A 26,956-nucleotide genomic window follows, 5' to 3' on the forward strand; every position below is an offset into this window, starting at 1 on the left:
AGTATCTTCTCAGTTCCCAGCCGCTTCGTCACGCTCGCCGGCCGGTGGCCGCTCCGGATCCTCGGCCCGGTCGCGATGTCGGCCACACTTGAGCCATGCCCGACATCGCGGTCGACAGGACCTACGAGGACGCCCACGGCGTGACGATCCACTACCGCCACTGGGCGCTCCCGCACCCGCGCGCCGTGATCCAGATCGCGCACGGAGTGGGCGAGCACTCCGGCCGCTACCTCGAGCTCGCTGAGGCGCTGGTCGCCGCCGGCTACGCGGTGGCCGCCGACGACCACCGCGGCCACGGGCGGACGGGGCTCCAGCAGCACGCGGGAGACGCGACGCAGCTCGGCCGCCTCGGGCCCGGCGGTCTCCGCGCGACGGAGGACGCGATCAGCCTCCTCACCCGCCGGCTCGCCGCCGAGGTGCCCGGCGTGCCCGTCGTGCTGCTCGGCCACTCCTGGGGTTCTCTGATGGCGCAGCGGATCATGAACCGCCGATCGGCCGACTACGCGGCGGTGATCCTCAGCGGCACGGCCTACCGCCTCCCGGGGTACATGAACGGAGGCGATCTGGCGCGCCGCCACCGCGTGGCCGGCGGGCTCGGGCTCGAGTGGCTCTCGCGCGATCCGGAGGTCTGGCAGCGGTTCCACGACGACCCGCTCACCTTCACCGACCCGCTCGCGCAGCGCATCGGCGTCCGCGAGACGCTCCGGCTCGTGGGCCGGCCGGCCCGCCGGATCGTGCCCGCGCTGCCGCTGCTGATCGTCGTCGGCTCCGAGGACACCCTCGGCGGCGAGCGGTCGGCGCGCGCGCTCGCTCGGGCCTACCGGCGTCGGGCGGGGTTCACCGACGTGAGCGTGCGCATCTACCCGGAGGCGCGGCACGAGCTGTTCCAGGAGCTGAACCGTGCGGAGGTGACCGCCGAGGTCATCGCCTGGCTCGACGAGCGGTTCCCGGCCGTTGTCACCCCTCCGGCCTAGGCTGGCGTCATGCATGGCGAGTACAAGGTCCCCGGCGGAAAACTCGTGGTCGTCGACCTCGACGTGGTCGACGGGAGGTTCTCCGGCTTCCGGCTCGCGGGCGACTTCTTCCTCGAGCCCGACACGGCGCTCGACGACATCGACCGCGCGGTCGTGGGTCTCCCGGTCGAGTCCGACGCGAAGACGATCGCCGCCGCGATCCGTCAGGCGCTGCCCGCCGACGCGGTCCTGCTCGGCTTCACTCCCGAGGCCGTCGCCGTCGCGATCCGCCGCTCGCTCCAGCAGGCGACGAGCTGGCGCGACTACGACTGGAGGATCGTGCACGAGAGGGCGGTCCCGCCCGCGATGCATCTCGCGCTCGACGAGGTGCTGACCGCCGCGGTCGGCGAGGGCCGACGCGAGCCGACGCTGCGCATCTGGGAGTGGGACCAGCCCGCGGTCGTGATCGGCAGCTTCCAGTCGCTGCGCAACGAGGTCGATCTCGAGAACGCCGAGAAGTACGGGGTCGAGGTGGTCCGCCGCATCTCGGGCGGCGGTGCGATGTTCATGGAGGCGGGCAGCGTCGTCACCTACTCGCTCTACGTCCCCGGCGACCTGGTGCAGGGGCTGACCTTCGCCGACTCCTACGCCTTCCTCGACGAGTGGGCCGTCATCGCCCTGCAGTCGCTCGGCATCGACGCCGTCTACCAGCCCCTCAACGACATCACCTCGCCGTCGGGCAAGATCGGCGGAGCCGCGCAGAAGCGCCTCGGGTCCGGCGCGGTCCTGCACCACGTGACGATGAGCTACGACATCGACGCCGAGAAGATGGTGCAGGTGCTGCGGATCGGCCGCGAGAAGCTCTCCGACAAGGGGATCGCCTCCGCCGTGAAGCGGGTCGACCCGCTGCGCAGCCAGACGGGGCTCAGCCGGGCCGAGATCATCGAGCGGATGAAGGCGACGTTCGTGCAGCTGCACGGGGGGACGGCGGGGGAGCTGACCGCAGAGGAGTACGCGGAGGCCGAGGAGCTCGTGCGCTCGAAGTACTCGACCCCGGAGTGGCTGCGCCGGGTCCCCTGAGTCGGCGTCGCCCTGAGACCTGGGCGGTGCGGGCTCAGCTCGCGAGGAGCTCCTGGTAGTCGGGGTGGTCGGCGATGAACTCCGCGACGAACGGGCAGACGGGGACGACGTGGGCGCCGAAGCGCTCGTGGGCGTCGTCGAGGGCCGCCTCGACGAGGCGGTCGCCGAGCCCCTCGTGCCGGTGCTCGGGCGCGATCTCGGTGTGGAGGAAGACGACGTCGCGACCGCGGAGGGCGTAGTCCGCAAGGCCGACGTTCTCGCCGTCGACCCACAGCGTGTAGCGGGAGCGGTCCTCGTCGTGGCGCACTTCGGAGATCATCGCGTCACTCTACGCCGGAGCCTCCGGGGGTCGGCTCAGCGTCCGTCCGGGCCCGTCGGCGTGTCGGCTGCGCGCCGGCGCACTGGCACACTTGCGGGATGGCCAGGACGATCGACATCGCGGACGACCTCCTGACACGGCGGAGCGCGGTGATCCACGCCGAGAACCTCGAGGTCCTGCCGCAGCTCGCCGACGGGTCGTTCACCGTCGTGTACCTCGACCCGCCGTTCAACACCGGGCGGGCGCAGGTCAGGACCTCGACCACCTCCGTCCGCTCGGCGACGGGCTCGATCGCGGGGTTCAAGGGCCGCACCTACGACCGCATCCGCGGCGACCTCCTGCGCTACGACGACCGCTTCGACGACTACTGGTCGTTCCTCGAGCCGCGGCTGGCGGAGGCCTGGCGGCTGCTCGCCGACGACGGCACGCTCTACCTGCACCTCGACTACCGGGAGGCGCACTACGCGAAGGTGCTCCTCGACGCGCTGTTCGGGCGCGAGTGCTTCCTCAACGAGATCATCTGGGCCTACGACTACGGGGCGAAGGCGACCCGGCGCTGGCCGACCAAGCACGACACGATCCTCGTCTACGTGAAGGATCCGCGCGGCTACCACTTCGACTCCGTCGCCGTCGATCGCGAGCCCTACATGGCTCCCGGCCTCGTGACGCCCGAGAAGGCAGCGCTCGGCAAGCGCCCGACCGACGTCTGGTGGCACACGATCGTCTCGCCGACGGGACGGGAGAAGACCGGGTACCCGACCCAGAAGCCGGAGGGGATCCTCCGGCGCATCGTGCAGGCCTCGAGTCGCGAGGGCGACGCCGTGCTCGACTTCTTCGCCGGCTCCGGGACGACCGGCGCGGTCGCGCACGCCCTCGGCCGCCGCTTCGTCCTCGTCGACGAGCACGCCGACGCGATCGCCGTCATGCGCCGCCGCTTCGCCTCCCTCGACCCGGCCCCGCTCTTCCTCTGACGCCTCGTTCCTCGCCCCGCTCGTGCCCTGACTCTCGCTCCTGCTCTCGACCCGGCTCGTTGAGAGTCCAAGAGTTGTCGCACTCGACGTCGAGTGCGACAACTTCCGGACAGTCGAATGACCTGACGCTCCTCCCCAGCACGAAGATCGGCAAGGCGTCCCCCGAAGCGATGCGGGGCGGTCGAGGTGTCTGATCGAGCGGGCATCCTCGTCCGCATGACAGGCATCGACCTCGGCACCTTCACTCGACGCGAGGCGCTCCAGAAGGGAGTGACCGATGCCCAGCTGAGGTCCCCGCGTCTTGCCAGCCCTTTCCACGGAGTCCGGACCTCTGTGCTCCCGATCACGCACCTGGACCGCGCTCGCGCGTACCGCCCGCGCCTGCGCCCCACCCAGTTCTACTCGCACCTCACGGCGGCGGAGATTTGGGGCGTTCCCCTGCCGTCGCGATCGGCTGAGGACGACCCGATCCATGTCGGGGCACTCGTCCCGCACCGGCCGCCACGAACCCGCGGCGTCGTCGGGCACACGCTCGGCGCAGAGCATGTCGAGGTCGTCGAGCGCTGGGGCATGCCGGTGCTGACTGCGGCGACCACCTGGATGACCCTGGCAACGCTGCTGACGGATCGCGACCTCCTCGCAGCAGCCGACCACCTGCTCTTGGCGCCGCGGTACGAGAGCCGGACGGACGACCGGCCCTACACCACGCTGTCCGAACTGGAGGCACGTCTGGAAGGCTTCCGGGGCCGCGGGAGGAAGCGCCTCCTCGAAGCCCTGCATCTCGCATCGACGCGTGCGGCGTCGCGCCGAGAGACATGGCTCCGGTCGCTCTTGCATGAAGCAGGCCTCCCCGCGCCGGAGGTGAATGCGGAGATCTGGGACGGCGGCGTGCTCATCGCGGTCGGCGACCTCGTCTTCCGCCGATGGAAGGTGCTCGCCGAGTACGACGGCGGTCAGCATCGGACGGACGACGCGCAGTTCGCGCGCGATCGGGAGAGGTCCCTCCGCCTTCAGCTCGCGGGATGGATCATCGTCGTCGTCCGCGCTGAAGGGCTCGGACGCGGGAGGTCGCGGACGGTCTCCGAAGTGAAGCAGGCGCTCTCGGCCCACGGGTGGCGGCCGTGACCCGCAGATGGTGCCCGCCGGCCGCTGTCCGGAAGTTGTCGCAGTCGCCTCCGAGTGCGACAACTCTTGGACACTCGCGTTCGCTCAGCCAGCCGAGACCTACCCCCGCGCCGGTCGCGTCAGGAGCTGGCGCGCACGATCAGCTCGGTGGGCATCAGGGTGCGGTGCTCGACGGGCTCGCCTTCGATGCGCGCCGTCAGCAGCTCGGCCATGCGCGCGCCGAGCTCGACGGGGATCTGGCGCACCGTGCTCAGGGCCGGGACCGCGGTGCGGGCGAACATGTCGTCGTCGAAGCCGACGACCGCGACGTCCTCCGGGATGCGGCGGCCCGCCTCCCGGAGTGCCGCGTAGGCGCCGACGGCCATCTGGTCGTTGGCGGCGAACACCCCGTCGAGGCCGGCGTCGCGCTCGAGGAGGCGGCGCATCGCCTCCGCCCCGCTGTCGGGCGAGAAGTCGCCCCACTCGACCAGGCCGTCGTCGAGGCCCGCGTCGGTGAGCGCACTCCGCCAGCCGATGAGCCGGTCGACACCCGGGGGCATGTCGGCCGGACCTGCGATCGTCGCGATCCTCCGGCGGCCGCGCTCGATGAGGTGCGCGGTCGCGACGGCCGCCCCCTCGGCGTTGTCGACGTCGACGTAGTAGGAGCCGCGCTCGTCCGGCGACAGCGGGCGGCCGCCGAAGACGAGCGGGAGCGAGCCGGAGAGCGCCGCGTAGGAGTGGTCGCCGGAGTGGTGCGAGACCACCAGTGCACCGTCGACGTTGCCGCCGAGGAGGTAGCGCCTCGTCTTCTCGCCGTCCGTCTCGGAGGCGATCAGCATCGAGAGCGTGTAGTCGGTGTCGGCCAGCCGCATGGCCGCGCCCTGCACGATCGAGGCGAAGAAGGGGTCGGCGAAGACGCGCGCGGTCGACTCCGGCACGATCAGAGCGATCGACTGCGTCCGGCGGGAGGCGAGCATCCGCGCTGCGCGATTGGGCACGTAGTCGAGCTCGCCGATCGCCTTCTCGACGGCGGCGACGATCTCGGCGGCGACCTGGGGAGCGCGGTTGACCACCCGCGACACGGTCGCCCGCGACACACCGGCGCGCGCCGCCACCATCTCGAGTGTCGGCGACCGGCCCGCGCCCCTGGCCGACGGGAGCTCGCTCACGGCCTAGCCCAGCGCTTCGGCGGCGGTGCCGCCGATGAGGCGGGAGTAGACCAGGCCCGAGTCCTTCACGGTGCGCTCCTGGGAGTCGTAGTCGACCCGCACGATCCCGAACCGCTTCTCGTAGCCCCAGGCCCACTCGTAGTTGTCCAGGAGGGACCAGACGAAGTAGCCGCGGACGTCGGCGCCCTGGTCGATCGCGTCGGCGACCTTCTCGACGTGGTCGAGGACGTACTGCGTGCGGTCGGCGTCGTGGATCCGTCCGCCCTCGACGACGTCGTCGTAGGCGGCGCCGTTCTCGGTGACGTACAGCGGAGGCAGGTTCTCGTACTCCAGGCCCAGTCGGGTCAGCAGGTAGCGCAGGCCGTCGGGATTGACCTCCCAGTCCATCGCGGTGCGCGGCAGGCCGCGGGAGGGGAAGGTGAGGAACTCGGAGCCGACCCACGGCGAGCCGATCTCGCGGTCGGTGGCCTGCTCGAAGTCCTCGGCGCCCTCGGGCAGCGGGTGACCCGAGACGTTGTCGTCGTGGTAGTGGTTCACTCCGAGGAAGTCGAGCGGGAGCGAGATGAGGTCGAGGTCGCCGTCGGCGATCAGCTCGTCGAGTCCGAGCCCCGCGACGTCCTCGAGGAGGTCCTCCGGGTACTCGCCGCGCAGGAGCGGGTCGAGGAAGATCCGGTTCTGCAGCGCGTCGAAGCGGCGGGCGGCGTCGAGGTCGACCTCGTCCTCGGGGTTGTCGGGGACGGCGTTCGAGAGGTTGAGCGTGATCCCGAGGTTCTGGGCGCCGAGCTCCCGGAGCGTCGACACCGCGAGGCCGTGCGCGAGGTGGGTGTGGTGCACCGCGGCGAGTGCCGCCTGCTGCGAGATCACTCCGGGGGCGTGGATGCCCGCTCCGTAGGACAGCAGCGTGGAGCAGAACGGCTCGTTGAAGGTCGTCCAGTGCTGCACCCGATCGCCGAGGCTCGCGTAGACGGCCTCCGCGTAGTCGCGGAAGCGCTCGGCCGTGTCGCGGCTGGCCCAGCCGCCCCTGTCTTCGACGGCCTGCGGGAGATCCCAGTGGTAGAGCGTCAGCCAGGGCAGGATGCCGGCCGCGAGCAGCTCGTCGACCAGTCGGGAGTAGAAGTCGAGGCCCTCGGGGTTCAGGCCGCGGTCGCCGGGCTTCACCCGCGACCAGCTCACCGAGAAGCGGTAGGAGCCGAGGCCGAGCTCCTTCATCAGCTGCACGTCGGCGGGCATGCGGTGGTAGTGGTCGACGGCTACCTCGGGGGTGTCGCCCTTCGCGACGGCTCCGGGGACCCGAGAGAACGCGTCCCAGATGCTGTCCTCCTTGCCGCCCTCGTGACCGGCGCCCTCGATCTGGGCAGCCGCGGTCGCGGAGCCCCAGAGGAAGCCGACGGGCCAGTCGCGCACGGCGAGGCGGTCGGCCCTGGCGATCTGCTCCTCGAGGCTCGGCGTCTCGGTGGCGGGGGTGGGGGCAACGCTCATGGCGGACTCCTTCGGCTGTTACCGCCATCCTAAGGCGTCCGTGGAGCGCTCTCTCGTGCCCGGCCGGGAACGTGCCGGACGCCGGATCCGGGCACGACCGGCCGAGCGGTCAGCTCCGGCGGTCGTCCCCGGTCTCGTCCGAGCGGGGCGAGCCGACCGTGCGCACGGTGTCGGTCCGGACGTCGGGCTCGATGCTCCCCGCGGCGAGGTCGGCACCCGCGCGGGCGGCGAGCTGCGGATCGGTGCGTCGGAGCTCGGCGGCCGCTTCCTCTCCGGCGAGGTCGTGCGCCTCCTGCATGGCCGACTTCGCCCGCAGCGGCGGGGTCTTGAGGAACCACGAGAGCACGAACGCCAGGAGCACCACACCGAGGGCGACCGAGAACACTGTGACGGTGGCGTCGTTGAATCCAGTGAGGAACGGCGCCGACAGCGCCTTGTCGGCGGTGTTGAGGAACGACGTGTCGCCGTCGAGCGCCGAGCCGATCGCCGAGGAGTCCTGCGACTGCAGGAGCTTCAGGATGGTCGCGTTCGCCGGGTCGGCCGCGATGGCCGGGTCGGCGACGGCGGCCTGCAGGTTCGCGGCGATCGTCGGGTTCTTGAAGGCGGCGGCGATCGTCTCGGGGATGCGGCTGAACAGTACCGAGAAGATGACGGCCGTGCCCAGGGTGCCGCCGATCTGGCGGAAGAACGTGGAGGCGCTCGTCGCCACACCCATGTTGGCCACGTCGACCGAGTTCTGCGACGCCAGCGTGAGGGTCTGCATCATCTGGCCGAGGCCCAGGCCCAGCATCAGCATGCCTCCCATCATGAAGATCACCGGCTTGTCGATGCTCACGAAGGTGAAGTAGAAGAACGCGGCCGACATGAAGAACGTGCCGATGATCGGGAACGCGCGGTAGCGGCCGGTGCGCGAGATGATCTGGCCCGAGACGATCGAGGCGATCATCAGGCCGAGGATCATCGGCAGCATCAAAAAGCCCGACTCGGTCGGCGTCGCGCCGTTGACGAGCTGCAGGTACAGCGGGATCGTCATCATCCCGCCGAACATGCCGAAGCCGACGAGGACGCCCAGGATCGTGGCCATCGAGAAGGTCGGCGAGCGGAAGAGCTTGAGCGGGATCAGCGCGTCGTCGCCCATCATCCGCTCGGCCGCGATGAAGCCGACGATGCCGAGCGCACCGACGATGTAGCAGACCCAGGCGATGGGGGAGCCCCAGCCCCACTCGCGGCCCTGCTCGGCGATCAGGAGCAGCGGGCCCGCGGCGATGATGACGAGCGACGCGCCCCACCAGTCGATCCGCACCGAGCGCTTGCCGGCGGGCTTGGGGAGGTGCAGGAACCGCACGACGATGAACAGCGCGACCGCGCCGATCGGCAGGTTGATGAGGAACACCCAGCGCCAGCCGGTGATGAAGAGGATCTCGGGGGTGCCGGCCAGGAGGCCGCCGATCAGCGGACCGACGACGCTCGAGACTCCGAACACGGCGAGGAAGTAGCCCTGGTACTTGGCGCGCTCGCGCGGGGGCAGGATGTCGCCCATCACGGTGAGGGCGAGCGACATCAGGCCGCCGGCGCCGAGGCCCTGCACGGCGCGGAAGCCGGCGAGTCCGAGCATCGAGGTCGCGAATCCGGCGAGGAGCGAGCCGATCAGGAACAGGACGATCGCGATCAGGTAGAGCGGGCGCCTCCCGAAGATGTCGGAGAGCTTGCCGTAGATGGGCGTCGCGATCGTCGAGACGATCAGGTAGGCGGTGGTGACCCACGCCTGCTGCGAGAGGCCGTCGAGGTCGTCGGCGATCGTGCGCATCGACGTGCCGACGATCGTCTGGTCGAGCGAGGACAGGAACATCCCCGCCATCAGGCCGAAGATCACGAAGAGGATCTGGCGGTGCGTCATCACCGCACCCGACGGAGTCGGCGCGGGCGAGGTCGAGCGAGGTGCGGTGTCCGCCATGGTGGTCCCCTTGTCTGGCGGACGCCGTCGGGCACGGCGGACCGCCGCAAACGTTGCGTGCTGCGCAAAGTTACACCCCGTGCGCGGTCGCCTCGAGGGGTCTCGGCGAGCCTGAACGGGATCTCAGGAGGTGCTCGACGGCTCCTGCAGGAGGCGCCACGACCCACGCGGACCGGACAGGGAGGGTCAGACGGTGGAGGGGACCGCCTCGTCGGCCCAGCCGGCTTCGCGGAGCGCTGCCCGCGCCTCCGCCCGGGCCGAGTAGGGCGTGCGGACACCCTGGATGTCGCGGTAGTTCTGGTGCCCGGGACCCGCCCAGAGGATCGAGTCGCCCTCCTCGGCCAGACCGACCGCGACGCGGATCGCCCGCTTGGGGTCGTCCACCTCGTGGATCTCGCCGTCGGGTCGAGCGGCCCGCGCCGCCTCGACGAGCGTGCGCCGGATCGATGCCGGCTCCTCGAAGCGAGGGTGGTGGTCGGTCACGACGAGGATGTCGCTCCCGGTCACGGCGGCCTGCGCCATGGCGGGCCGCTTGAGCGCGTCGCGGTCGCCGTCGGCGCCGAAGACCATGATGACGCGGCCGGGAGTGACCTCGCGGACCGCCTCCAGAGTGCGCTGGAAGGCGTCGGCGCTGTGCCCGAAGTCGACGTAGACGGTCGGGCCGCGATCGCCGGAGACGCGCTCGGTGCGCCCGGGGAGGGAGACGTCGACCCCGCCGTCGCGGTGCAGCGCGGCGCGGATCTCGGCGATCGGGCGACCCGCCTCGATCAGCATCACGATGGCGAGGGCGGCGTTCGCGGCCATGTGCGCGCCGATGATCGGCACCGAGGTCGTGATCGCCCGCGACTGCCGGTTCTCGAGTCGGAAGTGCGTGCGCCCGAACTCCTGCTCGAGGATGCCGACGCGCCAGTCGGCGTCGACTCCGGGAAGAGAGGTGATGGTCGTCACCGGGATCCCCGCCGTGTCGCGGATGCGCTCGCCGGCGGGCGAGTCGAGCGAGACGACGGCGCGGCGGGCGCGGTCGGGCTGGAACAGCTGCGCCTTCTGGGCGAAGTAGGTCTCCATGTCGCCGTAGTCGTCGAGGTGGTCGTGGCTGAGGTTGGTGAAGCCGGCGACGTCGAACACGACTCCGTCGACGCGGTGACGGGTCAGGGCCTGCGCACTGACCTCGATGGCCGCGGCCCCGACACCCTCCTCGTGCATGCGCGCGATCAGCGCGTGCAGCTCGCTCGCCTCGGGAGTGGTCAGCCCGCTGGTGACGGAGGTGTCGCCGATGTGCCGCTCGGCCGTCGAGCTCAGGCCGGGGACGACCCCGAGCTGACGCAGGATCCCCTCGAGCATGTGGACGGTCGAGGTCTTGCCGTTCGTGCCGGTCACGCCGAAGAGCTGCGGCGCGCGCTCGGCCGTGGCGTAGACCGCGGCGGCGACCGCCCCGAGGCTGGCGCGGGGATCGTCGACGACGAGGGTCGGCAGCCCGGTCGCGCGAGCGGCGCTCTCGCCGGTGGCGTCGGTCAGCACGGCCGCGGCACCGCGGTCCCGCGCCTCTCTGACGAAATCCGCTCCGTGGCGGTGGATGCCGGCGAGGGCGACGAAGAGGTCGCCCGGCTCGACGTCGGAGGCGATGAGCGTCACTCCGGTGAGCTCGACGGCGTCGGAGGAGTCGCCGCCGGAGATCCCGAGAAGGCTCGTCAGGCCGGCGAGGGGGAGTGCCGGCGCGTGTCGAGGTCGGAGCATGGGGTCCTTTCGTCTTCGGGACCGGGGGCCGCGGATCCGAGGGGCCGGAGCCGCGCAGTCGCCGAGGCTGTCGCACACGCTAGGGGAGGCGCATATGTGAATCCTTCGAGGATATTGGAGTCGGCCGCGAAGGGGGACCGCTCCACACCGGGGTGCCCGGAGTGCCTCCGAGGGCCGCGGTTAGGCTCGGGGGATGACCTCGAGCGAGAACGAGCCCCGGGACGGGCGACCTGTCGGGCGGCGAGCGCTGGTGATCGGGGGCGTCGCCGCGGCGGCCGGTGCCACCGCGTTCGGGGTCGGTGCGGCGATCGGCAACGGCCGTGCCTCCGCTCCTTCGCCGACGCCGACGACTCCGGTGAGTCCGCCGTCGACTCCGACGCCCACCGCCACCACGCCGTCCGCGGAGCCGACCCCTGCCCCCACTCCGACACCGACCCCCACGCCCGGGATCGACCTCACCGCGAACTCCGTCGACGATCCCGCCAGCGTCTGGGTGGTCGTCAACAAGCTCCGGACCCTCTCGCCGATCGACTACGTCCCGGCCGACCTGGTCTCGCCCGACGTGCCCTACGTGAACCGCCAGCCGATGCGGCAGGCCACCGCCGACGCTCTCGTCGCCCTCTTCTCGGCCGCCGTGGCCGAGGCGGGCCTCTCGCTCGCTGTTCAGAGCGCCTACCGCTCGTACGACACCCAGGTCAGCGTCTACGCGGGGTGGGTGTCGACGCGCGGCCAGGCGGGCGCCGACGCGACCAGCGCCCGACCCGGTCACAGCGAGCATCAGACGGGGTGGGCGGTCGACGTGGTCGGCGCATCCGGTGCCTGCGCCCTCGAGATCTGCTGGGGCGACACTCCCGAGGGGCAGTGGGTGGGTGCCAACGCGCACCGCTTCGGCTTCCTGGTCCGCTACCGCCCCGAGAGCACTCCGATCACGGGGTACGAGTCGGAGCCGTACCACCTGAGGTACGTGGGCACCGAGCTCTCGCAGTACCTGCACGACTCGGGGATCGAGACCCTGGAGCGTCTCTTCGGGCTTCCGGATGCGCCCGATTACGCGGCGGGAACCGTGAGCTGAGGGTCGCGCGATCAGATCCGGGTGATCTCGGACGTGACACGCGCGGCTCGTTACCGTACTGTTACCCGAAGCATTCCGGAGAGCGCCTCCCCACGGCCTCCCGATCGCGTCTGTCGACCCGCATCTGTCGACACAGTCGCCTCCCCCGATCCCGCGCGTGGTCCCCTGCCGCGCGACCCGAACCGTGAGATACCTCTGTGCCCCATCGCTCCACCCGTTCCACCCCTGCTCCGCCGCTCGCCCCTGAGACCGCCGCCTCTGAGACCGCCGCCCCTGAGGCCGCCCCGCTCGCTGACGGTGCGAGCACTGCACCACCGCTGACCCGCCGGGAGGCGCGCGAGCGCGAGGGACGCCGACGCGCTGACCCCGGCGCGACCGAGACGGTCTCCGTCCCGGTACCGGTCGAGCGCGCGGTCTCCGCCCCGGTCCCGCCGCACTCCGTCGCCGAGACGGTCTTCTCGTCGCGGCGCGATCGACGGACGGCCGAGGGACACCGTCAGCGTGCGGAGCCCGCACGCCGCGGCGCCTCCTTCTTCCGCCCCTCCCGCCGGCACCTGGTGCTCGCGATGTCGGGCGGCCTCGTCGTGGTCGCCGTCGCCTCCGGAGTCAGCCTGACCGTCGGATCGTCGGGATCCGCGGAGTCGGCCGCCGCGACCTCGACGGGCACCCCCTCCACCACCCCGTCTCCGTCGACGGTCGCCGTCCTCCCCGCGACCACGGCGTCGGCGCGGGTCGTCCTCAGCGCCGTCTCGACCACCTCGGGCACGGTGGCCGGGGGCACGAGCGTCACCCTCTCGGGAGCGAACCTCGACGCCGTCGCGACCGTCCGCTTCGGCGACGCCGAGGGCAGCGTCGCCGTCGAGAACCCCGATCAGATCACCGTCACCGCGCCTCCCGCCTCCGGAGAGGCCGAGGGCGTCGTCCCCGTCGCCTTCTTCGACTCCGACGGTCGGCCCATCACCTTCGACGCGGTCACGGACGAGGCCGCGGCGGTCACCGTCGACGGCACTCCGGCCGAGGCCGTCCAGCCGGCGGTCGACACCGCTGCACCGGAGGCGACGGCACCGCCGGTGGAGGCCGACCCCGTCACCGCGCCCCCGGCGACCGCACAGGCCACCGTCGAACCCGCCTCCGACCTCGAGGCGCCCGCCGCGACCGCCTCGCCGAGTCCGACGGCGACCGGCGTGCTGGCCACGACCAAGGTCGTCGCCTCGGCCATCACCTTCGCCTACACCCCCGACCCGGCGATCGAGGCAGCCAAGGCCGAGGCGGCGCTCGCCGCGAGCCGGCTGGCCTCGCAGCTCGACTACCTCGAGACCTACTGGTCCGACTACAACTCCGCGCAGTACGGCGCGATCTCGGGCAACGACTGCGTCAACTTCGCGTCGCAGTCGCTCATCGCCCGCGGCTGGGCGATGGACGGGGAGTGGAACTACTCCTCCACCGGCGGCTACAGCTCCGCGTGGGCGTCGTCCACCGCGTTCAACTCCTATCTGGCGGCGCACCCGGAGCGGGCGACGCCGCTCTCGAACGCGCAGCGCGACCAGGTAGAGGTCGGCGACGTCGTGCAGTTCGACTGGGACGGCTCCGGCGACTGGGACCACACCGGCATCGTCACCGCCGTCGACGGCGACACGATCCTCTACTCCTCGCACACGGTCGACAACTTCGACCAGAGCATCGACTCGGCCTCGGCCGCGCGGATCATGTTCTGGAGCGTCTGACTCGAGGAGAAGGGGCCGCTCCACGAGAAAGGGCCGCCATCGCGTGTGCGATGACGGCCCCGACTGCTCGGAGAGGGTCAGTTCTTGAAGACGTCCTTGACGTCCTCGCCGACCTTCTTGGCCTGCGCCTTGGTCTGATCGGCCTGGCCCTCGGCCTCGAGGCGCTCGTTGTCGGTCAGCTTGCCGACCGCCTCCTTCGCCTTTCCGACCAGGTTCTCGGCGGTGTTGCGGATCTTGTCGTCTGCACCCATGAGGGGCTCCTTCCGTTCGGTGGGATGGTCCTCCGGCGAGGTCCGCCGGAGGGGGATCATGCAGGTGCGGGTGGATCGCTCCACCGGCACCCGTGGTCACGCGACGCGGTCCTCCTTGGAGAACCCGGCGCGAGCGCTCGAGGCGACCTCGAGCACGACGGGGAGGCGGGCTCCGAGCAGGCGGTCGAGCTCGAGGACCTCCTGGTGCACGGAGTCGACCACGGCGCGCGGCGAGACGCCGGCGCGGGGGAGGACGCGGACCTTCAGCGCGGTGGCGGAGCCGTGGCGGAAGGCCGCCACGGTCACGTCGAGCAGGTCGGTCCGGCCGGCCAGCGCGTTCTCGAGCACGTCCTGCGCGAAGCCGGTGCCGATCTCGACGTCCCCGGCCGGTCCGTCGTCGCGACCGGAGTCGATGAGGACCGTCGCCGTCCGCCCGCGGCCGTGGGCCACGGCGAGGGCGATGCAGACGATGATCGCGAGCAGACAGAGTCCGACGATCGCGTACAGCGGCCAGAGCACGGCCGTGTCGCTCCAGGCGGTGCCGTCCTCCGGTGAGATCCGCGAGACGAGAGCCGCACCCTGGTCGGAGGCGAACGCCGACACGGCGTCGCGCACCGGCTGCGAGACGGCGACGAGGACGAGTCCTGCCGCCACCGCGGCCAGCACGAGCCCGACGACGAAGAGGACGAGGCGGTTGACGAAGCGGTTGCTCGTGGTCATCAGATCCTCCCGGACTCGGCGATGCGGACGGAGGCCCGCGTCGAGGGCTGTGGTGCGATGCGGGTGAGCTCCTCGTCGATCGCCGTCTGGACGGCGTCGCGGTCGACGGCGATCCCGGAGGCGGGAGTGAGCTCGACGACAGCGGTGCGCCGGCCGAGCGACGCACTGGTGTCCTCGCGACGGGAGCGGGCGACCGTCCGGGCGGAGCGGGCGAGCGCCGAGGCGATCACGCCGTCGTCGACGACCACCGCGAGGCGGTCGTCCTCGATGGTGTGGCGGGCTCGGTGGCCCGGCGCGAGAGCGAGCACCAGGAGGATCAGCGCGAGGACGGCGATCCCCACGGCGAGGGCGATGAGCGCGGCCGTGGCGAAGCCGGCGACCCCGACCAGGGCGGCCAGGAGCGCCGACGGTGCGATCAGCAGGGCGGGGGCGCCGAACACGGCGAGCACCGCCTCGGTCCCGACGTAGGCGGCGACCAGAGCGATCAGCACCAGGACGACGATCTGCGCGGCCGAGCGCGAGCGGTGGGTCTCGCGTCGGAGGAAGCGCCGGTAGCGCGCCTCCGGTGCGGCGTCGCGCTGCGGGGCTGCGGGGCTCATGCGACTCTCCTCGTGGTTCGGGTGCGGGTGCCGGTCACCCGGATGTCGACCCGGGTGACGGTGCGACCGGTGAGAGCCTCCATGCGGGAGGCGATGCGGGCGCGATCACGGTGCAGCCGGTCGAGGACGCTTCCGCCCGGCGATCCGGGAGCGGCCGAGAGCGGCGGCTCGAGGACCACCGGGGTGGTGATCGCGAGGGCGAGGCCGCCGCGGTCGTCCGAGAGGTGGACGCGGATCGCGGAGACCTCCACGTCCAGCTCCTCGTGCGCGATCGCCAGGGCGGTGCGCTCGATGGAGCGGACGGTGATGGTGACGGTGCCCGCCACGGGAGTCGGCGCCGTCCGGGTGTCTCGGCGCGCGTCGAGAGCGGTGGTCATCGGTTCTCCTAGCGGGAGGTCGTGCGCCCGCGGAACACGTCCACGAGGCTCTGCACGTCGAGCGATCCGTCGAGCATCCGCACGATCAGGACGCCGAGGGCCATGAACACGGCCGTGAGGACGAAGCCCCAGAAGCCGAAGAGCAGGGCCGCGAAGGCGAGGATCGCGCCGATGACGACTCCGAGCACGGTGCTGCGGCTCGCCGGGGCGGGGGTCGGGATGCGGGGGTCGCTCATCGGACGCGGCTCTCGGCCTCGGTGTCGGTGTCGTCCTTGTCGTCACCGGGGATGTGCACGTCGACGATGGCGACGTTGATCTCGGCGACGCTCATGCCGACCAGGTCGGTGATCGCCTCGGCGACGGCGGCGCGCACGGAGTCGGCCACGGACTGCATCGGGACGGGGTACTCGACGACGAGGGTGACGTCGACGGCGACCTGGGTCTCGCCGACCTCGACGCGGACGCCCTGGGCGTGGTCGTTGCCGCCGACCGCCTGGCGGATCGCACCGAAGGCGCGGGAGGCGTTGTTGCCGAGGGCGAAGACTCCGGCGACCTCGCGGGCCGCGATGCCGGCGACCTTCGCGATGACGGCGTTGTCGATGATCGTCTTGCCCTGCGCGACGCCCGAGGCGGTGCTGCTGCCGAGGGTCGTGACGGTCTCGACGCCGGTCTTGTCGACGCGGGGGGTGGCGGGGGTGCGCGTGCTGTCGCTCATGATGACTCCTGTGACGTCGTGGGGGCCGACTGCTGCGAGCGGCCCGGGTCGGTGAGCCCGCCGGATTCTCCGATGGGCTGTGCTTTCATGAGTGAGACGGAGGCCGGAGGGTGTTCGTCACGGTGCGGATCGGTGTTTTTCCTGACCGTTGCCTGACAACGTCGGAGGGCCGATCGGGTCCTCGGGGCGACCGGAGTGAGGGGGAGCACGGTGCACGGACTGGAGACGGCGAGCGACGCGCTGCTCGCCGAGCGCTCCGCCGAGGGCGACGTGCGCGCGTTCGAGGTGCTGGTCAAGAGGCACCAGTCGATCCTCCGCGCCTATGCCTGGCGCCTCACGGGATCGCAGGCCGACGCCTCCGACGCGGTGCAGAACGCGCTGATCACCGCGTGGGCCCAGCTCCCGCAGCTGAAGGAGCCCGCGAGCGTCCGGAGCTGGATGATGCGCATCGTGAGCCGGTCGAGCGTCGATCTGCTGAGGCAGCGCCGGCCGACCGACGACGTCGACGCCGTCGAGCACCCGCCGGCGCGGGAGCCGGGGCCCTTCGAGGCCGCCGAGCAGAGCGACGCGATGAGAGCGCTGGCCCACGCGCTGTCCGAGCTGCCGGAATCGCAGCGGCAGTGCTGGCTGCTCCGCGAGGTCGGCGGAGAATCGTACGGAGAGATCGCCGAGCACCTCGGGATCACCGTCACCGCCGTGCGCGGGAAGCTCGCACGGGCACGGGAGTCGCTGGTCGTTGCGATGGAGGACTGGCGATGAGGGAGCAGGTGCGATGAACGCCGACGAGACGCCGGACGCCGGCGGGCGGCCGGTCGGAGCCGGGCCCGGTGACGCGCTCGACGCGGTGACACCCGCCGCGGGCACGCCGGAGGCCGCTCCGCAGGACGAGCGCGGCATCGACGAGCTGAGCGACTACCTTGATCGCGGGCGCCTCCCCTACGACCCCGTGATCGAGGAGTCGCCGGAGTACCGCCGCACGCTGCGCGCACTGGAGCGCGTCCGCACCCTCTCGGGCGCCCTCATCGACGACGACGCCGAGCGGCTGCCCGTGCCCGAGGAGAGCTGGTTCGGCTCGATCCTGTCGCAGGCCAGGAGGGAGGCGCGCGCCGGTCGCGACATCCCGCTGGCGAGCGTCGAGCCCGACGTCTCGCTCACGATCACCGAGGGCGCGGTCCGCGGTCTCGTGCGCGAAGCGGGCGACAGCGTCTCCGGCGTCCTCGTCGGCCGCTGCCGCCTCCTCGGCGACATCGACGAGGCCGGCTCCGACGTCGTGGTCGAGGTGACGATCTCGGTCTTCTGGGGCGTGCCCATCGCCGAGGCGGCCCGGCAGGTCCGCGAGCGCATCCACTCCCGCCTGCTGACGCAGACCGAGCTGCGCGTCACCACCATCGACGTGCGGGTCGAGGACGTCTACCTCCCCGGATCGGAGGAGTCGTGATCGGCGCGGGCGGCCGGGTCGCCGAGCGGGAGCCGAGCGCGTCGGCGGTGATCGGCGCGCTCCTCACCACCCTCGAGGGAGTCGCCCTCCTCGTGCCCGCCCGGGCCGAGGTGCGCGACGTGCTCGCCCACGCGGCGACGGCGCTCACCCCCACCGGCCTGCCTCTCGCGGAGGGTCGGCTCGGGACTGCGTCGGGCGGCACCTTCGCCGAGCCGGTCCTCGTGCGGATCTCGGGCGAGGAGGTGTCGGTCGCGGTCGACGTCTGCGTGCGCGCCGACTCGTCGGCCCCGGACGTCGCCCGCGCCGTCGGCTCCGCGGTGCGCGAGTGGTGCGTCGTCGAGCATCCGCAGCGTCGCGCAAGGGTCACCGTGCGGATCGCCGCGGTCGACTGACCGGGGGTGGCCCTCAGCCGGCCGAGGTCTCGTGCTCGTCGAGGAACGCCTCGGTCTCGGCGGCCGTCGGTGCCGAGACCGCCGCTCCCTCGCGGGTGACCGAGATCGCCGCGGCGGCCGTCGCCCAGCGCACGAGCGGCAGCAGCGCCTCCGGGTCGCCGAGGTCGGGAGCGAGCGCGGCGAGGCGGGCCGCGAAGGCTCCGCAGAACGTGTCACCGGCTCCGGTCGTGTCGACAGCTCGCACGCGGAACGCGGGTGCGACGAGCGGCTCGCGGTCGCGGGCGGCGACGACGACGCCGTCGGCTCCGAGCGTCACGAGCACGAGCGGGACGAGCGCGGTGAGCGCGACGGCCAGCGCGGTGTCGTCGCCCGCTCCGATGCCCCGTTCCGACCCGAGCTCGCGCGCCTCGTGCTCGTTCACGATCAGCACGTCGAGCTCGGCGAGCAGCTCGTCGGGCAGGCGGCCGATCGGAGCGGCGTTCAGGATCGTCCGCGTCCCCGCGGCGCGGGCCGCCCGTGCGGCGTCGAGAACGGCGGGCAGGGGGATCTCGAGCTGCAGGAGGAGCGCGGACGCGCCGCCGATGAGCGCCCGCTCCTCGTCGGTCAGCCCGGTGAGCGAGGCGTTCGCACCGGAGTCGACCACGATCGCGTTCTCGCCCGCGTCGTCGACCGTGATCTGCGCGGTGCCCGTCCGCGCGTCGCCCCGCCGCGCGTGCAGCTCGAGCGGCTCCTCGGCCAGGACCGCCGCGAGCTCGTCGCCCGCGGCGTCGCGGCCGAGGCTGGTGACGAACGCCGTGCCCGCCGTGGTGCGGGCGGCGGCGACGGCCTGGTTCAGGCCCTTGCCGCCGGGGAACGTGCGGTAGTCGAGGGCGAGCACCGTCTCGCCCGGTGCGGGGATGCGGGTCACGCGGTGGACGTGGTCGAGATTGGCGCTTCCGAGGACGACGAGGGGCATGCCCTCGACGTTAGGGCACGCGCAAGGGGGCTCCGCGTGATCCCGCGCGCACCTACGGTGGAGGCATGGACACTCGAATTCTCGGCCGCACCGGTGCGCCCGTCTCCGTCGTCGGCCTCGGAACCTGGCAGCTCGGTGCCGACTGGGGGGACGTCGCCGAGAGCGACGCCCTCGCGATCCTCGACGCCGCAGTGGAGTCGGGAGTCACCCTGTTCGACACCGCCGACGTCTACGGGGACGGGCGCAGCGAGCGCACCATCGGCGCCTATCGCGCGGCGCACCCCGACGCCGACGTCTTCGTCGCCACCAAGATGGGCCGCCGGGTCGAGCAGGTCCCGTCGAACTACGTGCTCGAGAACTTCCGCGCCTGGACCGACCGCTCCCGCGCGAACCTCGGCGTCGACACGCTCGACCTCGTGCAGCTGCACTGCCCGCCCACCTCGGTCTACTCCGACGACGCCGTCTTCGACGCTCTCGACACCCTCGTCGCCGAGGGCGCCGTCGCCGCCTACGGCGTCTCGGTCGAGCGCACGGAGGAGGCGCTCACCGCAATCGCCCGCCCGAACGTCGCGAGCGTGCAGATCATCCTCAACGCGTTCCGCCTCAAGCCGCTCGACGAGGTGCTGCCGGCCGCCCGCGAGGCGGGCGTCGGGATCCTCGCGCGCGTCCCGCTCGCCTCGGGGCTGCTCAGCGGCCGGTACACGACCGAGACCACCTTCGCCGCCGACGACCACCGGAACTACAACCGCGACGGGTCCGCGTTCGACGTGGGCGAGACGTTCTCGGGCGTCGACTTCGCGACCGGAGTCGAGGCCGCCCAGGAGTTCTCGCGTCTCGCCGCCGACCACGGACTCGCCCCGGCCACCGCCGCGCTCGCCTGGATCATCCAGCAGAGCGGAGTCACCGCCGTCATCCCCGGCGCCCGCTCGGTCGAGCAGGCCCGCGCGAACGCCACCGCCTCCGACGCGGCTCCGCTCGGCCCGGCCTTCATGGAGTCCGTCAACGCCCTCTACGACACCCACTTCCGCCCGACGGTCCACCCCCGCTGGTAGCGCCCCCCAGCGCTGAGATGCCCGGAAGGGCTCGTCCTCCTCCCCGAGAACGAGCCCTTTCGGGCATCTCAGCGGGGGCTGTGGAGAGTTCTGAGCATCGGAACGGGGCAGGCGTCAGCATGTGGGCGTGACAGCTGACCTTCCCGAGGGTGTGTTCCGGGTGTCGGAGGGGTACGCCGCCGGCGCGACGAGAGCTGCGATGCGCGCGGTCGTGGCGCCGGTGCGCGGAGTCCGCACGGTACGGCCGGCGACCACTCTCGCTGATCGGTGCTCAGCTCTCCTGTATCGGCTCGGGAGGGAGGCCTTCGTCTGCGGCCCGACGGCCGCGCTGCTCTGGGGTGCTCCACTCGAGCTCCGGTGGGAGCGACGCGAGGAGATCGACGTCGCCGTCGCGTCCCCGCTGCGTGCCCCGCACGCCACCGGCATCGCCGGACGGTCCCTCGCCCTCGATCCCTCCATCGACGTGCTGTCGTACCCGCTCGGGCGGCTGACGACGCCGGCACGCACCTGGTGCGACCTCGGCGTCGTCCTCGAGCTGCCGGACCTCGTCGCCGTAGGCGACCATCTCCTGCACCGGGGGATCTGCACCGCGGAGGCGCTCCACGACGCGGTGGAGCGCTACCGCTCCCGGCGAGGCCTCCGCAGGCTCCGACAGGCGCTGGGCCTCCTCGATGCTCGAGCCGAGTCGAGACCCGAGAGCCTCGTCCGCGTCGCTCTCGTCCTCGCCGGGGTCCAGGGGATCGAGGCGAACGTCGAGATCTACGACAACGCGGTGTTCCTCGGACGAGTGGACCTCTGCATCGCCCGCGCCCGGGTGATCGTCGAGTACCACGGCGACTACCACAGGGTGGAGCGCGACCGCTGGCGCCGCGACCGCGCCCGGATCGGTCGCCTCCGCGCCGCCGGCTGGTTCGTCATCGAGCTCACAGGCGACGACCTCGCCGACCTCGCGTCCGTCGTCGCGCAGGTCCAGACGGCCATCCGACGCTGAGTTGCCCGGAAGCCCTCGTTCTCCGGCGAGAGAACGAGCCCTTCCGGGCAACTGAGGAAGCGGAGAGCCTACGAGCCGAGGGCGCCGTCGACGATCGTGCGGGCCTCGGCCTGCACCTCGTGCAGGTGCTCGAGGCCGAGGAAGCTCTCGGCGTAGATCTTGTAGACGTCCTCGGTGCCCGAGGGCCGCGCGGCGAACCACGCGTTCTCGCTGACGACCTTGACGCCTCCGACCGCTGCCCCGTTGCCCGGAGCCTTCGAGAGCTTCGCGACGATCTCCTCGCCGGCCAGGGTCGTCGCCGAGATGGCGTCGCCGTCGAGCTTGCCGAGCGCCGCCTTCTGCGCCTTGGTCGCGACGGCGTCGACGCGCTCGTAGACCGGGTCGCCGAACCGCTCGGTCAGCTCGCGGTACAGCGCCGACGGGCTCTTGCCCGTGACGGCCACGATCTCGGAGGCGAGCAGCGCGAGCAGGATGCCGTCCTTGTCGGTGGTCCAGACCGTACCGTCGAAGCGGAGGAACGACGCACCGGCCGACTCCTCGCCGCCGAACCCGACCGAGCCGTCGACGAGACCCGGGACGAACCATTTGAAGCCGACCGGCACCTCCCAGAGGCGCCGCCCGAGCGACTCGGCGACCCGGTCGATGATCGACGACGACACCAGCGTCTTGCCGATCGCCGCGTCCTCGCGCCAGCCGGAGCGGTTGCGGTAGAGGTAGTCGATCGCCACCGCGAGGTAGTGGTTGGGGTTCATCAGCCCGCCGTCGGGAGTGACGATGCCGTGGCGGTCGGCGTCGGCGTCGTTGCCGGTCAGGATGTCGAAGTCGCCCGCCCGGGCGACGACCGAGGCCATCGCGCTCGGAGACGACGGGTCCATCCGGATCTTGCCGTCCCAGTCGAGGGTCATGAAGCCCCACGCCGGGTCGACCTCGCCGTTGACGACGGTCAGGTCGAGCTCGTACATCTCGGCGATGAGCTGCCAGTAGTGCACGGAGGCGCCGCCCAGCGGGTCCGCTCCGATGCGGACGCCCGCCTTCTTGATCGCGTCGATGTCGATGATGTTCTTCAGGTCCGCGACGTAGTGGGTGCGGTAGTCGTACGTCTCGACGGCGCTCGGCTCCGCCGACTTGACGTCGCGGTTGCCGTCGGCGATCAACTCGTTGGCGCGGTTCGCGATCCAGGTCGTGGCGTCTGAGTCGGCCGGGCCGCCGTGCGGCGGGTTGTACTTGAAGCCGCCGTCGCGCGGCGGGTTGTGCGACGGGGTGACCACGATGCCGTCGGCCCGGTCGGTGTGCGAGGGGTCGTTGTTGTAGCGGAGGATCGCATGGCTGAGCGCGGGCGTGGGCACGAAGTCGTCGAACTCGTCGACGAGCACCCGCACCCGGTTGGCGACGAGCACCTCGAGCGCGGTGGTCAGCGCGGGGCGCGAGAGACCGTGGGTGTCGGCTCCGATGAACAGCGGACCGGTGATCCCCTGCTCGGTGCGGTACTCGACGATCGCCTGCGTCACCGCCAGGATGTGGTCCTCGTTGAAGGCCGTGTCGAACGCGGACCCGCGGTGCCCGGAGGTCCCGAAGACCACCTTCTGCAGCGGATCGGACACGTCGGGCTTGTTGTCGTAGTAGGCCCTCACGAGGGCTTCGACGTCGATGAGATCGGAGGCCTGTGCCGGCTTCCCTGCGCGATCGGTCATGACGACCATAGTGTCAGCCCGCACCCCCGCGGCGGTACCGGCCCGGCGGGGCTGGCTAGGCTGTCCGCCATGTCCGACAGCGCCTCCGAGACCCCCGCCTCCGAGACCCGCGTCTACAGCTATCTCGGGCCCTCCGGCACCTTCACGGAGGCGGCTCTCGCGCAGGTCCCGGAGGCGCGCGGCCACCAGTGGCGCAGCGTCGGCAACGTGGGGGAGGCGCTGGGCGATCTGGTCTCGGGCCGCAGCCACGGCGCCGTCATCGCGATCGAGAACTCGGTCGAGGGAGGCGTCACCGCCGCCCAGGACGCCCTCGCGAAGATCCCGGGTCTGCGGATCGTCGGCGAGTACCTCGTGCCGGTGTCGTTCATCCTCGTCGGCCGCCCCGGCACCCGACTCGAGGACGTGCGGGTCGTCGCCGCGCACCCGGTCGCCTACGGCCAGTGCCGGCAGTGGCTCGACCGCGAGCTCCCGAGCCACGAGTACCTCCCGGCGTCGAGCAACGTGCAGGCCACCATCGATCTGCTCGAGGGGGCGCCCGCCCAGGCCGCGATCGCGCCTCCGGGGATCGTCGCCCACCACGACGTCGAGGTGCTGGCCGAGAGGATCGGCGACAACCCGAACGCGGTCACGCGCTTCGTGCACGTCTCGCGCTCGACGCTGCTGCCCGCGCCGACCGGAGCCGACAAGACCAGTGTCATCGCCGAGCTGCCCGCCGACGAGCCGGGTGCGCTGCTCGACATGCTCGAGCAGTTCGCGACCCGCGGCGTGAACCTGAGCATGATCCAGTCGCGGCCGATCGGCGACGCCCTGGGCCGCTACCGCTTCGTGATCGACCTCGACGGCCACGCCCACGACGAGCGCGTCGCCGACGCCCTGATGGGGCTGCGCCGGTACAGCCCGCGGGTGATCTTCCTCGGCTCGTATCCCCGTGCGGATCGCCGTCCGGTCTCGTACGTGCGACGCTACGACGACGAGGTGTTCATCGAGGCCCGCGACTGGCTGCGCGGGATCCTGAGCGGAGAGCCGGAGGTCGATGATGACTGATCGGGACGGTGCCGACCAGAGGGTCGAGCAGAAGCGGGTCGACCCGCGCTACGACGCCGCGTTCCAGCGCGGTTTCGCGGGCGGAGTCGACCGGGTGCGCGGGGACGAGCGCGCCTTCGCCCGGCCGGGGACCGGGCCGGTGCGCCCGGAGTCGATGCGCCCCGAGTCGATGCGCGAGTCAAGCCGCAGGGGGCCGAGCGTCGCGGGCCTCCCGCAGATCGCCGCCGTCGCCGAGACCCGGCGGTCGCGCCGAGCCGCGCCCCCCGAGCTCTCCGGCGCAGGACGCGCCGCCCTGGGAGACGACGCCCGCTCCCTCGCCGCCCGGGGATCGCAGCCCGCCGCGCTGCCGACCGGACCGGACACCCCCTGGGAGCCGCTCGCGGACGTCGCCGCGGACGAGCCGCGCCCGCCGGCCCCGGCGGCGGAGAACGCCCCGCTGCTGCGCAACCCGTGGCTGCTCGCCCTGCTGCTCGCCGGTCTCGCGGGGAGCGCGCTGGGCCTGTTCGTCCTCTACACCGGCTACTCGTCGCCGCCCGCCTCCTACTACGGCGACTCCGACACCCCGTCGCCCGCCTGGATCCAGCGGCAGATCCTCTACTACGCCTCGATCCCGCTCCTGGGCTGCCTGCCCGGCTCGATGCTGCTGACCATCGCGGTCGCGGCCCTGCGCTGGCGGGGACGACCCGCTCCGTCGAGCGACCCGGCCGACGTCGATCAGACTCCGGACGCGCCGAACAGCAGCCCGAGCAGGTAGGTGACCAGAGCCGCTCCGTAGCCGATCCCGAGCTGGCGCAGGGCGCGTGCGAGGGGTGGCGCCCCCGAGAGCAGCCCGACGATCGCGCCGGTCGCGAGGAGCGCCAGGCCGACCAGCACCGAGGCGACGATCACGGCGGTGAGTCCCGACAGTCCCAGCAGGTAGGGGAGGACCGGGATGATCGCTCCCGAGGCGAAGAAGCAGAAGCTCGAGAGGGCGGCGCCCATGCCCGTGCCGATCGACTCGTGCTCGTCGATCGACGGGTCGGCCTTCGGTCCGCCGATCGTGATCGGCGAGGTGGGCGCCGCTCCTCCGCGCAGGCCCGTGAAGACGGAGGCGGCCCGCGCGTCGGCCTGCTCCTGCGTCATCCCGCGGGCGCGGTAGACCAGGGCGAGCTCGTTGGCGTCGACGTCGAGGTCGGGGACGACCCGGTTCGTGTCGAGGTCGGGGTGGGAGGCCGAGAGCAGCTCGCGCTGCGACCGCACCGAGACGAACTCTCCCGCCCCCATCGAGAGGGCGCCCGCGAGCAGGCCAGCGATGCCGGTGAAGAGTACGACGCTCGTCGCGACACCGCTCGCCCCGACACCGAGGACCAGGGCGAGGTTCGAGACCAGCCCGTCGTTCGCTCCGAAGACCGCGGCGCGGAAGGTGCCCGAGAGCCGGCTGCGACCGCGCTCGGCGAGTCCGCGCACCACCTCGCCGTGGATGCGCTCGTCGGCCGCCATGGCCTCGGTCGCGTCGTCGTCGTCGGCGTAGGGCGAGCGCGCCTCCGCCCGCTGGATCAGCGCGAGCACGAAGACCGAGCCGAAGCGCCGGGTGAGGAAGCCGAGCAGGCGGGTGCGGGCGTCGGGGCGGGGCGAGGGCTCGGCCGCCGGGCCGAGGAGCTCCCGCCAGTGCTCCTCGTGCCTGCCCTCGGCCGCCGCGAGCGAGAGCAGGATCTCGCGCTCCTCGCCGGTGCGGCGCTTCGCGAGGTCGCGGTAGGTCGCCGCCTCGGCGAGCTCGTCGGCGAGATAGCGCCGCCAGCGCCGGATCTGCGTCGGGGTGGGGTCCGGAGCGGTACTCGCCATGGGATCTCCTGGGATCGGGCCCGCCGACCCGCGCGAGAGGACCGGCCAGGACGTGCGTCGACTGGCCGAAGGTCTCGTTCGCCCGCATCCGATCCGGATCCGGGTGGCGCGCCGGGCCCGGATCGTCCCGGACCAGCATGTCGACGTGCACTCGTCGTCCGCACTGCGGACGGTGGGAACTACTCCCCTTCGCGGCACCCACCGTAGCCGAGTTCGGCCCCGAGCGCCCGCCCGCGGCTAGGGTCGAGGCGCGACGGGCCGACGACCGCCCGACGTCGAAGGGGAGGCCGCCGATGACCGCCGGCAGCGCGGAGTCACGCAGACGCATCGGCGAGCTCGAGGAGCGCGCCCGCGAGGCGCTGCCCTGGTACGTCGCCGACTACTACGGCGCCGTCGCGGGCGGACACCTCGAGCGCGACGCCGATCTGGCCGCGTGGGACGCCGTCCGCTTCCGCCCGGCCGCTCTGCGCGGCGCTCTGGACGCGTCGACGACGACCACCGTCCTCGGCACGAGCGTCGCGACTCCGCTGCTCATCGCGCCGATGGCGCAGCAGGTGGCGGCCGACCCGCGGGGCGAGATCGCGATGGCGGAGGCGGCGGCGCGCGCCGGCACGCTCCTCGGCGTCTCGACCAACACGGCCCTGCCCTTCGAGCGCATCGCGGCGGAGGGGGCGCCGTGGTGGTTCCAGGTGTACCTGCTCTCCGATCCCGAGGTGACGCGGGCGCTGGTCGAGCGCGCCGCCTCCGCCGGTGCGCGCGCACTGATGCTGACGGTCGAGATGCCGGTGCTGCGCGGGGACCGCCCCGGGATCGAACCTCTCGGCTGGCCCGACATCCCGGGCCGCGCGCGTCTCGGCAACCTGACCGAGGCGGAGCGCGAGCGCGTGCTGGGGCAGCCGATCCCCAATCCGGGTCTCGACGACATCGGCGGGCTCGCCGCCGTCTCAGGACTGCCCGTGCTGGTCAAGGGCGTGCTGCGCGGCGAGGACGCGCGGCGCGCGGTCGACGCGGGCGCCTCCGGGGTGATCGTCTCGACGCACGGCGGGAGGCGGATGGACGGCTCCGTCACCGCGGTCGGCGCCCTCGCCGAGGTGGTCGACGCCGTCGGCCGCGACGCCGAGGTCTTCGTCGACAGCGGAGTGCGGTCGGGGCGCCACGTGCTCGCCGCCCTCGCCCTCGGAGCCCGCGCCGCCTTCGTCGGACGACCGCTGCTCTGGGCGCTCGCCGTGGGCGGAGCCGACGAGGTGGCCGCGCTGCTGGCGCTGCTCGGCGACGAGTTCCGGGTGATGCTGAAGCAGTCGGGAGTCGCGTCGCTGCGCGATCTGGAGGGTCTGGCCGTCGCGCCGTGACG

The 26,956-nt window shown here is 72.3% G+C and carries 28 protein-coding genes; 14 read left to right on the forward strand and 14 right to left on the reverse strand.

Translation table 11 applies throughout. The features are described 5' to 3' along the window. The first annotated feature begins 95 nt into the window (after positions 1-95). Positions 96-974 (forward strand): alpha/beta fold hydrolase, encoded by an 879-nt coding sequence (locus B9Y99_RS02080; protein WP_085474943.1) that lies wholly within the window; start codon positions 96-98, stop codon positions 972-974. Positions 975-983: 9 nt separating this feature from the next. Further along, positions 984-2,033, forward strand: a complete 1,050-nt coding sequence (gene lplAB, locus B9Y99_RS02085) for a lipoate-protein ligase LplAB (protein WP_085474944.1) — start codon at positions 984-986, stop codon at positions 2,031-2,033. A 34-nt stretch (positions 2,034-2,067) separates the two neighbouring features. Here lplAB and B9Y99_RS02090 read toward each other — a convergent pair whose 3' ends face one another. Then, positions 2,068-2,352, reverse strand: a complete 285-nt coding sequence (locus B9Y99_RS02090; RefSeq protein ID WP_085474945.1) for a GNAT family N-acetyltransferase — start codon at positions 2,350-2,352, stop codon at positions 2,068-2,070. Positions 2,353-2,450: 98 nt separating this feature from the next. Here B9Y99_RS02090 and B9Y99_RS02095 point away from each other — a divergent pair, with 98 nt between their 5' ends. Both B9Y99_RS02095 and B9Y99_RS02100 read left to right on the forward strand, forming a co-directional pair. Continuing rightward, positions 2,451-3,323 carry a DNA-methyltransferase gene (locus tag B9Y99_RS02095; RefSeq protein ID WP_085474946.1) on the forward strand — a complete coding sequence of 291 codons (873 nt, stop codon included), beginning with the start codon at positions 2,451-2,453 and terminating at the stop codon, positions 3,321-3,323. Positions 3,324-3,593: 270 nt separating this feature from the next. Continuing rightward, positions 3,594-4,448, forward strand: coding sequence for a hypothetical protein (locus tag B9Y99_RS02100; RefSeq protein WP_208856875.1), 855 nt, complete (start codon positions 3,594-3,596; stop codon positions 4,446-4,448). 119 nt (positions 4,449-4,567) lie between these two features. On the opposite strand, the gene B9Y99_RS02105 is transcribed toward B9Y99_RS02100, so the two are convergent. The 4 genes from B9Y99_RS02105 to B9Y99_RS02120 form a co-directional block, all read right to left on the reverse strand. Next, positions 4,568-5,545 (reverse strand): LacI family DNA-binding transcriptional regulator, encoded by a 978-nt coding sequence (locus tag B9Y99_RS02105; protein ID WP_085474948.1) that lies wholly within the window; start codon positions 5,543-5,545, stop codon positions 4,568-4,570. 54 nt (positions 5,546-5,599) lie between these two features. Continuing rightward, entirely contained in the window at positions 5,600-7,075 is a 1,476-nt protein-coding gene (locus tag B9Y99_RS02110) for a GH1 family beta-glucosidase (RefSeq protein ID WP_085474949.1), read from the reverse strand. Positions 7,076-7,184: 109 nt separating this feature from the next. Continuing rightward, positions 7,185-9,029, reverse strand: coding sequence for an MDR family MFS transporter (locus B9Y99_RS02115; protein WP_244274745.1), 1,845 nt, complete (start codon positions 9,027-9,029; stop codon positions 7,185-7,187). 186 nt (positions 9,030-9,215) lie between these two features. Then, the gene (locus tag B9Y99_RS02120) at positions 9,216-10,763 is read right to left on the reverse strand and encodes a Mur ligase family protein (protein ID WP_085474950.1); all 1,548 of its coding nucleotides are present in this window, start codon (positions 10,761-10,763) and stop codon (positions 9,216-9,218) included. Between the two features lie 193 nt (positions 10,764-10,956). Between B9Y99_RS02120 and B9Y99_RS02125 the strand changes: the two genes are divergently transcribed. After that, positions 10,957-11,835: a M15 family metallopeptidase gene (locus B9Y99_RS02125; protein ID WP_085474951.1), complete on the forward strand. Its 879-nt coding sequence runs from the start codon at positions 10,957-10,959 to the stop codon at positions 11,833-11,835. A 197-nt stretch (positions 11,836-12,032) separates the two neighbouring features. After that, positions 12,033-13,559 carry an amidase domain-containing protein gene (locus tag B9Y99_RS02130; RefSeq protein WP_085474952.1) on the forward strand — a complete coding sequence of 509 codons (1,527 nt, stop codon included), beginning with the start codon at positions 12,033-12,035 and terminating at the stop codon, positions 13,557-13,559. Between the two features lie 77 nt (positions 13,560-13,636). On the opposite strand, the gene B9Y99_RS02135 is transcribed toward B9Y99_RS02130, so the two are convergent. From B9Y99_RS02135 to B9Y99_RS02160, 6 genes are all read right to left on the reverse strand, one after another. Next, the gene (locus B9Y99_RS02135; RefSeq protein ID WP_085476199.1) at positions 13,637-13,810 is read right to left on the reverse strand and encodes a CsbD family protein; all 174 of its coding nucleotides are present in this window, start codon (positions 13,808-13,810) and stop codon (positions 13,637-13,639) included. Positions 13,811-13,906: 96 nt separating this feature from the next. Further along, entirely contained in the window at positions 13,907-14,530 is a 624-nt protein-coding gene (locus tag B9Y99_RS02140) for a hypothetical protein (protein WP_085474953.1), read from the reverse strand. Continuing rightward, positions 14,530-15,129 carry a DUF6286 domain-containing protein gene (locus B9Y99_RS02145; protein WP_085474954.1) on the reverse strand — a complete coding sequence of 200 codons (600 nt, stop codon included), beginning with the start codon at positions 15,127-15,129 and terminating at the stop codon, positions 14,530-14,532. Before B9Y99_RS02145 ends, B9Y99_RS02140 begins: the two co-directional genes overlap by 1 nt. Continuing rightward, positions 15,126-15,506, reverse strand: a complete 381-nt coding sequence (locus B9Y99_RS02150) for a hypothetical protein (RefSeq protein WP_085474955.1) — start codon at positions 15,504-15,506, stop codon at positions 15,126-15,128. The genes B9Y99_RS02145 and B9Y99_RS02150 overlap by 4 nt, the downstream gene beginning before the upstream one ends. 8 nt (positions 15,507-15,514) lie before the next feature. Beyond that, a complete protein-coding gene (locus tag B9Y99_RS02155) occupies positions 15,515-15,742 on the reverse strand; it encodes a DUF2273 domain-containing protein (RefSeq protein ID WP_085474956.1) in 228 nt (75 codons plus the stop codon). After that, positions 15,739-16,221: an Asp23/Gls24 family envelope stress response protein gene (locus B9Y99_RS02160; RefSeq protein WP_085474957.1), complete on the reverse strand. Its 483-nt coding sequence runs from the start codon at positions 16,219-16,221 to the stop codon at positions 15,739-15,741. Before B9Y99_RS02160 ends, B9Y99_RS02155 begins: the two co-directional genes overlap by 4 nt. A gap of 210 nt (positions 16,222-16,431) precedes the next feature. Between B9Y99_RS02160 and B9Y99_RS02165 the strand changes: the two genes are divergently transcribed. The 3 genes from B9Y99_RS02165 to B9Y99_RS02175 are packed head-to-tail and all read left to right on the forward strand — an operon-like array spanning position 16,432 to position 18,051. Then, positions 16,432-16,980, forward strand: coding sequence for an RNA polymerase sigma factor (locus B9Y99_RS02165; protein ID WP_244274746.1), 549 nt, complete (start codon positions 16,432-16,434; stop codon positions 16,978-16,980). Positions 16,981-16,993: 13 nt separating this feature from the next. Then, on the forward strand, positions 16,994-17,659 hold the full coding sequence (locus B9Y99_RS02170; protein WP_085474959.1) for an Asp23/Gls24 family envelope stress response protein: 666 nt from the start codon (positions 16,994-16,996) through the stop codon (positions 17,657-17,659). Further along, the gene (locus B9Y99_RS02175; RefSeq protein ID WP_085474960.1) at positions 17,656-18,051 is read left to right on the forward strand and encodes a hypothetical protein; all 396 of its coding nucleotides are present in this window, start codon (positions 17,656-17,658) and stop codon (positions 18,049-18,051) included. Before B9Y99_RS02170 ends, B9Y99_RS02175 begins: the two co-directional genes overlap by 4 nt. A gap of 13 nt (positions 18,052-18,064) precedes the next feature. Here B9Y99_RS02175 and B9Y99_RS02180 read toward each other — a convergent pair whose 3' ends face one another. Then, complete coding sequence (locus B9Y99_RS02180; RefSeq protein ID WP_085474961.1) at positions 18,065-19,006, reverse strand: ribokinase; 942 nt, start codon at positions 19,004-19,006, stop codon at positions 18,065-18,067. Between the two features lie 65 nt (positions 19,007-19,071). Here B9Y99_RS02180 and B9Y99_RS02185 point away from each other — a divergent pair, with 65 nt between their 5' ends. Further along, on the forward strand, positions 19,072-20,058 hold the full coding sequence (locus B9Y99_RS02185) for an aldo/keto reductase (RefSeq protein ID WP_085474962.1): 987 nt from the start codon (positions 19,072-19,074) through the stop codon (positions 20,056-20,058). Positions 20,059-20,185: 127 nt separating this feature from the next. Beyond that, entirely contained in the window at positions 20,186-21,049 is an 864-nt protein-coding gene (locus B9Y99_RS02190; protein ID WP_129587859.1) for a DUF559 domain-containing protein, read from the forward strand. 68 nt (positions 21,050-21,117) lie between these two features. Here B9Y99_RS02190 and pgm read toward each other — a convergent pair whose 3' ends face one another. Further along, entirely contained in the window at positions 21,118-22,740 is a 1,623-nt protein-coding gene (gene pgm, locus B9Y99_RS02195) for a phosphoglucomutase (alpha-D-glucose-1,6-bisphosphate-dependent) (protein WP_085474964.1), read from the reverse strand. A gap of 69 nt (positions 22,741-22,809) precedes the next feature. Here pgm and pheA point away from each other — a divergent pair, with 69 nt between their 5' ends. Together pheA and B9Y99_RS02205 are read left to right on the forward strand one after the other, a co-directional pair. Continuing rightward, entirely contained in the window at positions 22,810-23,784 is a 975-nt protein-coding gene (gene pheA, locus B9Y99_RS02200; RefSeq protein WP_208856876.1) for a prephenate dehydratase, read from the forward strand. Continuing rightward, positions 23,777-24,538: a hypothetical protein gene (locus B9Y99_RS02205; protein ID WP_085474965.1), complete on the forward strand. Its 762-nt coding sequence runs from the start codon at positions 23,777-23,779 to the stop codon at positions 24,536-24,538. The genes pheA and B9Y99_RS02205 overlap by 8 nt, the downstream gene beginning before the upstream one ends. Here B9Y99_RS02205 and B9Y99_RS02210 read toward each other — a convergent pair. Further along, positions 24,499-25,605, reverse strand: a complete 1,107-nt coding sequence (locus B9Y99_RS02210; protein ID WP_085474966.1) for a VIT1/CCC1 transporter family protein — start codon at positions 25,603-25,605, stop codon at positions 24,499-24,501. The genes B9Y99_RS02205 and B9Y99_RS02210 overlap by 40 nt on opposite strands. Positions 25,606-25,898: 293 nt before the next feature. Here B9Y99_RS02210 and B9Y99_RS02215 point away from each other — a divergent pair, with 293 nt between their 5' ends. Beyond that, entirely contained in the window at positions 25,899-26,954 is a 1,056-nt protein-coding gene (locus B9Y99_RS02215; protein WP_165759513.1) for an alpha-hydroxy-acid oxidizing protein, read from the forward strand. The last annotated feature ends 2 nt before the right edge of the window (positions 26,955-26,956 follow it).

Source organism: Rathayibacter oskolensis, from assembly GCF_900177245.1.
GTDB lineage: Bacteria > Actinomycetota > Actinomycetes > Actinomycetales > Microbacteriaceae > Rathayibacter > Rathayibacter oskolensis.